Below are 651 nucleotides of genomic sequence, written 5' to 3'. Positions count from 1 at the left end.
GTTCGGTACGCGCCCTGGTGCTGGCCGGAGAGGGGCGCGGCTTCTGCTCGGGCGGTGACGTGGACGAGATCATCGGCGCCACCCTCGCCATGGACGCCGCCCGGCTCCTGGACACCTACACCGGCAGGCAGCCTGATGGCACCCTCGCTCCCGACCCCGGCCAGGACCAGCGGGTCTGGAACCCGGAACACGGCACCCGCCCCTCCGCCGGCGCTCTGTTTACCACCACCGCGAACCGGGCCCGCGGCGCACGCCTGGCCCGCTCCGACAGCATCAACCGCATCGTGAACTCCGTCGTTCTCGACCACGAGGAACTCGGCCCGTACGCCGCCCAGCTGACCGCCGACTTCATCGCAGCTACTCCCCCACCCCTTGAGGATGCCGAGAAGTAGGGAGCTGCTGCCTCCCCAACGCAGCTTCGCTCGAGCGTTCGCCAGCCGGCCTCGCCGGGCGCACTTCACGGTCGCCTCACCGGAACAGCTGTCGACCGTGCAGCCCGTAGATGCATAGAGACGATCGACGCTCGTGACGGGGTGGGCGTTCCGGGCAAGGCTAGTGGCCGGTTAGGTTCGCCGCATGACCGAATCACCACGAACGGCACTGCCACCCCTCGCCAGCCCGCCTGGCGACCGGCTGGACGTCGTCTCGGCC

General features: G+C 70.0%; 1 pseudogene. It reads left to right on the top strand.

Features of this window, described 5'->3' with window-relative positions:
* Positions 1-113 (top strand): annotated as a pseudogene (locus tag BFF76_RS32610) (enoyl-CoA hydratase family protein); the annotation flags it as partial.
* Positions 114-651 lie beyond the last annotated feature (538 nt).

This window comes from Streptomyces mutomycini (assembly GCF_001700505.1).
Lineage (GTDB): Bacteria > Actinomycetota > Actinomycetes > Streptomycetales > Streptomycetaceae > Streptomyces > Streptomyces mutomycini.
The sequence above is the reverse complement of the archived record's forward strand: the minus strand, read 5'-3'. Positions and strand labels throughout refer to the sequence as shown.